We start from the raw sequence: 209 nt of genomic DNA on the forward strand, positions 1-209 counted from the left end.
CGTCTTTCCATGTCTTCGTTCCTTCTACCTTTGTTTTGCCTACTTTTGTATTTGTGATATCAGTACCATTTACTTTGGATTCATATCCTGGTACTGCTTGTTCTTTCACTTCATACTTGTACGCTACTCCATTTTCATCGTATGCTTGTAGCTTTTCAAATGTGTACTTCCATTCTGTTGCCGCTGTTACTTCTTTTGTATCTACTACT

Annotated in this window: 1 protein-coding gene; it reads right to left on the minus strand. The window is 37.3% G+C overall.

Annotation, left to right across the window (positions count from 1 at the left end; all coding sequences use genetic code 11):
* Positions 1-209: Cna B-type domain-containing protein (locus MR083_RS27680; RefSeq protein WP_242270159.1), on the minus strand; the 209-nt coding region annotated here is incomplete at both ends.

The sequence above is a fragment of the Bacillus cereus group sp. BfR-BA-01408 genome (genome assembly GCF_022663305.1).
Lineage (GTDB): Bacteria > Bacillota > Bacilli > Bacillales > Bacillaceae_G > Bacillus_A > Bacillus_A pacificus.